The sequence below is a fragment of the Candidatus Methylomirabilota bacterium genome, from assembly GCA_035315345.1.
GTDB lineage: Bacteria > Methylomirabilota > Methylomirabilia > Rokubacteriales > CSP1-6 > CAMLFJ01.
Window position 1 is genome coordinate 1 of record DATFYA010000138.1, and the last position, 5,620, is coordinate 5,620.

5 protein-coding genes are annotated in these 5,620 nt (G+C 72.4%); 2 read left to right on the top strand and 3 right to left on the bottom strand.

Annotated elements, in window-relative coordinates:
* The 3 genes from VKN16_18750 to VKN16_18760 all read right to left on the bottom strand — a co-directional run.
* The coding region (locus VKN16_18750; GenBank protein HME96252.1) for an amidohydrolase family protein at nucleotides 1-658 on the bottom strand (658 nt) is incomplete at its 3' end.
* Nucleotides 655-1,659 carry an NAD(P)-dependent oxidoreductase gene (locus VKN16_18755; GenBank protein ID HME96253.1) on the bottom strand — a complete coding sequence of 335 codons (1,005 nt, stop codon included), beginning with the start codon at nucleotides 1,657-1,659 and terminating at the stop codon, nucleotides 655-657. The genes VKN16_18755 and VKN16_18750, both read right to left, overlap by 4 nt.
* Nucleotides 1,656-3,365: a thiamine pyrophosphate-requiring protein gene (locus tag VKN16_18760; GenBank protein HME96254.1), complete on the bottom strand. Its 1,710-nt coding sequence runs from the start codon at nucleotides 3,363-3,365 to the stop codon at nucleotides 1,656-1,658. The genes VKN16_18755 and VKN16_18760 overlap by 4 nt, the downstream gene beginning before the upstream one ends.
* Nucleotides 3,366-3,435: 70 nt before the next feature.
* Here VKN16_18760 and VKN16_18765 point away from each other — a divergent pair, with 70 nt between their 5' ends.
* Together VKN16_18765 and VKN16_18770 are read left to right on the top strand one after the other, a co-directional pair.
* Nucleotides 3,436-5,139, top strand: coding sequence for an amidohydrolase family protein (locus tag VKN16_18765; GenBank protein HME96255.1), 1,704 nt, complete (start codon nucleotides 3,436-3,438; stop codon nucleotides 5,137-5,139).
* Nucleotides 5,136-5,620 (top strand): LLM class flavin-dependent oxidoreductase (locus VKN16_18770; GenBank protein HME96256.1); only part of this gene is annotated, 485 nt, incomplete at its 3' end. The genes VKN16_18765 and VKN16_18770, both read left to right, overlap by 4 nt.

Consider the following 5,620-nt stretch of genomic DNA (forward strand, 5'->3'; position numbering starts at 1 on the left):
GGATGCCCTCCAGGATGATCGAGGTGAGCTGGCGCATCTGCCCGAAGGCGTGCGAGCAGGTGTGGGCCTGGATGAAGCGCGGGAACAGCTCGAGCCCGCCGCCGCCCAGGTGCGAGCCGGAGGCGTGGATGCCGAGCATCACGTTGAGCCGATCGGCCTCCTCGTAGACCGGCAGGAAGCGCGCGTCGCCCAGGAGGTGACTGCCGTCGGCCGCGAGCATCGCGCCCACCAGCCCCAGCTCGGTCACCGCGCGCCGCAATTCGCGCGCGGCCGCGTCGGGATCCTGCACCGGCAGCAGCGCGACCGCCTGCAGGCGGGGGGTCTGCTTGACGAACTCCTCGTGAAGGAAGGTGTTGTAGGCGCGGCAGAGGGCCACCGCCCACTCGCGGTCCTTCAGGAAGGACAGGAACAGGCCGAGGGTGGGATAGAGCACCGCCTGCTCCATGCCGCCCCGGTCGAGGGCGCGCAGCCACTGCTCGGCGCTGCCGGCCACGTCGCCGAGCGTGCCGAGCATGCGCCGGTCCCAGCCGTCCCAGGGGTAGAAGAGGAAGCTCTGCGGCCGCCGGTTGTAGGGCGCGTCGAGGTACTTCGCCACCTGCTCCTGCGACTCGGTCACGTGGCCGTCGGCGTCGATGATGGAGTACGCGGTCGGGCTCATCGGGTCCTCCAGCGCGCGATCGCCTCCGGGTTGACGCAATGGACAGGCGGCTCGCCCCGGCCGACCGCGAGGATCTGCGACAGCGCGAGCGCGAGGTTCGCCCGGCGCCCCGCCTCGCTGTGGCTCACGTTGTGCGGGGTGAGGATCAGCCGCTCGGGGTCGACCGCGCGCAGCGGGCTCGCCGCGGGCAGCGGCTCGCGGGTGAAGGCGTCGAGCGCGGCCCCCGCGATCCAGCCCTCGGTCAGCGCGCGGGCCACCGCCTCCTCGTCCGCGATCTCGCCGCGGGCGGTGTTGATCAGGATCGCGCCCGGCTTCATCGCGCGCAGCGCCTTCTCCCCGATGAGCAGGCGCGTCTCGTCGGTGAGCGAGGCGTGCAGCGACACCACGTCGCTCTCGGCGAGCAGGGTCGGCAGGTCGACCAGGGTGGCGCCGAGCGACCGCGCGCGCTCGTCCGAGACGTAGGGATCGCAGGCGATCAGCCGCACGTCCCAGTTCACGAGCCGCCGCGCCACGTGCGAGCCCACGCGGCCCAGGCCGACCAGCCCCACCGTCTTGCCGAAGAGGAATTCGCCGCGGTCGCCGCGCTGCGCCCACTCTCCGCGGCGCAGCTTGGCCTCGTTGTGCTTGATGCGCTTCTGCAGCATCAGGATGACCGCGATGGTGGCCTCCGCCACCGCGATGAAGTTCTCGGGAGTCGGGCTGTTGGCCACGAGCACGCCGAGGCGGGAGGCGGCGGGCACGTCGATCTTGTCGGTGCCGATGAACGGGACGATGACCAGTCGCACGGAGGCGGCCGCCTCCATCACGGAAGCGGTGATCCAGTCGAGATGCGAGGCCAGGACGACGTGGCAGTCGCGCGCCGCCGCTCCCAGGTCGGCCTCGGTGTAGGCCGCCCGCCCCGGCTGGTCCAGGGGACGGCCGATCACCACCTCGTGCCCGGCCGCGCGCAGGGGATCGAGCTCGCTCGGCGGACCGCTGGGCCCCGCGGCGAGAATCTTCACGGCTTCTTGCAGATCACGTTGAGGACGACCTGGCGCTTCTCTTCCTGAACGATGCGGAGCCCGCGCCGGAGCGCCGCCGGCAGGGCGGTGGGATCCTCGATCTTCTCGCCGTGGCCGCCCGAGGCCCGGCAGATCATCTCGTAGTCCGGCGACGGCTCGAGCGCGGTGAGCGGCATGGTGTCGGTGCGCACCGCCCAGCCGTCGCGCGCGTAGGTCTGCACCGCGCGCTTCACCGCGTTCCACGTGCGGTTGTTGAAGACCACGAACAGCACCGGCAGGTTGTAGGCCCGCGACACGAAGTGCGACGCGGTGGGCGAGCCGAAGATGTAGGCGCCGTCGCCCACGCAGCAGATCACGTTGTGGTCGGGGACGGCCAGCTTGGCCCCGAGCGCGGCGCCGAGCCCCCAGCCGAGCCCGCCCGAGGGCGGAGCCGCGAAGTAGCTGCCCGGCCGCGTGAACGTGCACTGGGTGGCGTCGAGATCGTACTCGTTGACCACGATCGTGCGGTCGTCCACGACCTCGCCGATCGCCCGCGACAGCCACAGCATGTCGACGGGGGTGTCGGCGCGGAGGCTCTCCGCCTTGGCCCGCGCGGCCTCGCGGCGATGGGTCCCGGCCTGCGTCCACCGCTGTCGCCGCGCGCTCACCGCGGCGCGGTCCACCCGCTTGCCGATGGCGTCGGCCAGCGCGGCCAGCGACAGCCGCGGGGTGCCGGCCAGCGCGGCGTCTATCGGGAAGCCGCGCACCGGGTAGCGCGAGAAGAGCGGGTCCACGCCCAGGTGGATCACGCGCGTCTCCGGCCTCGGGCGCTTCACCTGCGGGAACCACGGCACGTCGGACTCGATGACCAGGATGGCGTCCGCCTCGTCGAGGTGCGGGGCCGCCTCGAACCCGCCGTGCAGGTCGTGATCCTGCGGGAAGTTCACGTAGGTGTGGAACTGGTCGAAGACGGGGGCCCCGAGCGACTCGGCCAGACGCACCAGCGCGGGCACCGCCGCCGGGTCGCGGCCGGCCGCCTTGGTGATGATGATCGGGTTGCGGGCGCCGGCCAGGATGGCCGCGACCTCGTCCACCGCGGCGGGATCCGGCAGCGTCGCGGCCGGCACCGCGGCGCGCGGCGGGTCGGAGTACTCGATGGCGTCGTGCCGCTCGGCGAGCACCTCGCGCGGCAGGGTCAGATAGACCGGTCCCCGGGGCTCGGACTGAGCGAGCGTGAGCGCGCGATCCACCACCGTCTCCAGCTGGTCGAAGCGCTTCAGCTCGTAGTCCCACTTCACGAACTCACGCAGCATCCCGGCCTGGTCGAACGCCTCCTGCGCCCAGTGGATGGGCCGATCGCGGCTGCCGTCGGCCCCGGCCTCGGTGATCGGGTTGCGCCCGGCCGAGAACAGCACCGGGAGGTTCGAGCGCGCCGCGTTGATCACCCCGCCCGCCGCGTTGCCCGCGCCCACGATGACGTGGACCATCACGACCTGGGGCCGCCCGGTGACCATGGTGTAGCCGTGGGCCATCGCCACCGCCGGCACCTCGTGCGGCACCGTGATGGGGCGCGGGCTCGCCTGGCCCTGCGCGCTCCGGCGCGCGTAGGCCTCGATGATCGGCGCGAAGTCGGTGCCCGCGTTCGCGAAGAAGTACTCCACGCCGCGGGCGGCCAGCAATTCCAGATACGCGTCGGCGGTCGATTCGACGGTCGCTCGTTTCGTCATGGTGCTGGGGAGGGTAGCGCCGGGCGGTGGGGTGGTCAAGAACCCTGCAGTTGCCGTACAGTAGGCCCCCATGACGACCCGATACGACCTCGTGATTCGCGGCGGGCTCGTCGTCGACGGCACCGGCGCGCCGGGCCGGCACGACGACGTGGCGGTGCAGGACGGGCGGCTCGCGGAGGTCGGCGCGGTGAGCGGCCGCGGCAAGCGGGAAATAGAAGCCGCGGGTCTAGTGATCGCGCCCGGGTTCATCGACCCGCACACCCACTACGACGCGCAGATCACCTGGGATCCGCTCGCCTCCTGCTCGTCGTGGCACGGCGTGACCACGGTGGTCATGGGCAACTGCGGCTTCACGATCGCCCCGTGCCGGGAGGCCGACCGCGACACGCTGATGCGCATGCTCACCTACGTGGAGGGCATGCCGCTCGAGGCGCTCACCCGCGGGATTCGCTGGGGCTGGGAGACCTTCGCCGAGTATCTCGACTCGCTCGAGCGGATCGGGCCCTGGACCAACGTGGGCTGCTTCATCGGCCACTCCGCGATCCGCCAGTACGTGATGGGCGACGCGGCGTGGGAGCGCGAGGCCACCGCCGACGAGATCGCCGGCATGGGCGATCTCGTCACCGACGCGATGCGGCTCGGCGCGGTCGGGCTCTCGTCCACCACGAACAAGAACCACGTGGGCGACCGCGGCCGCCCGGTCCCGAGCCGGGTGGCCCACGACGACGAGCTGACGAGCCTGGCGCGCGCGATGGGCGCTTCGGGGCGCGGCATCGTCGAGCTGACCATCGGGGGCACGCGTCCCAACCGCGTCGCCGAGGTGGATCGCTTCGCCGAGCTGGCCCGGGCCGCCGCTCGCCCGGTGACCCTGGTGTCGCTGCGGCACAATCCGTCGCGTCCCGAGGAGCATCGCGCGATCCTCGCGCGCGTCGAGGCGCTCGCGCGCGACGGCGTGGCCATCTATCCTCAGGTGACGACGTCGCCGCTCACCGCCACCTTCGACCTCTCCAGCGCCTTCGTGTTCTTCCGCTTCCCGGTGTGGAAGCGCGTGCTCGACGCGCCGGTCGGCGGCTGGCGCGCGATCTTCCGGGACGCGGCCTTCCGCGAAGAGTTCCGCGCGTCGGTGGGGCGCACCACGCTCTTCCGGGGCGACACCGCGCCGCTGCGGGTCGCCGCGGTGGGCGCCGAGCGCTTCCGGGCTCTGATCGGCCTGCCGGTCAGCGCGGTCGCGGCGCGCCGCGGGCAGGACGTCGTCGACGCCTTCTTCGATCTCGCGCTCGAGGATGACCTGCAGACCCAGTTCACGGTGGCCACCATGAACACCGACGCGGCCTCGGTGGCCGAGATCTTCACCCACGAGCGCTCGCTGATCGGCCTCTCCGACGCGGGGGCCCACCTCACCCTCTTCTGCGAGGCGGGCCAGACCAGCCGCCTGCTGGGCCAGTGGGTGCGCGAGCGCGGAGCGCTCTCGCTGGAGGACGCGGTACGCCGCATCACCTCGATGCCCGCCGATCTCTTCGGGCTGCGCGACCGCGGCCGTCTCGCGGCGGGGCTCGCCGCCGACATCACGGTGTTCGACCCGCGCACCATTGCCGACCACGAGCCGGAGATGGTCCACGATCTGCCGGGCGGCGGCCCGCGCCTGGTGCAGCGGGCGAGCGGCATCGAGTGGTCGTTCGTCAACGGGCGCCCGGTCATCGAGGCGGGGCGAATGCCGGAGGCGGCCGGCCCCGACGGCGCGCGCGGCCCCGGACGCCTCCTGCGCGCGTCATGAAGTTCGGCATCTTCTACGAGCACCAGCTGCCCCGGCCCTGGGGGCCGGACAGCGAATACCGCCTGCTCCAGGACTCGCTCACCCAGATCGAGCTGGCCGACCGCCTCGGCTACGACTACGCGTGGGAGGTGGAGCATCACTTCCTCGAGGAGTACTCGCACTCCTCCGCGCCCGAGGTCTTCCTGGGCGCGGCCACGCAGCGCACGAGCCGGATCCGGCTCGGCCACGGCATCGTGCAGCTGCCGACCAACCATCCGATCCGGGTGGCCGAGCGGGTGGCCACGCTCGATCTGCTCTCCGGCGGCCGCGTGGAGCTGGGGCTCGGTGAGGGGCAGGGTCCCGTAGAGCTGCATCCCTTCGGCCGCCGCGTGAGGGACAAGCGTGACGTCTGGGAGGAAGCGGTGCGCGTCCTGGTGCCGTGCTTCACCCAGCAGTCGGTCGAGCACCACGGCCAGTACTTCGACTTCCCGGCCCGCAACGT

Excerpts from the sequence above, each read along its gene's own strand:
- VKN16_18760 (HME96254.1), bottom strand. The coding sequence starts at position 3,365 with ATGACGAAACGAGCGACCGTCGAATCGACCGCCGACGCGTATCTGGAA.
- VKN16_18765 (HME96255.1), top strand. The coding sequence starts at position 3,436 with ATGACGACCCGATACGACCTCGTGATTCGCGGCGGGCTCGTCGTCGAC.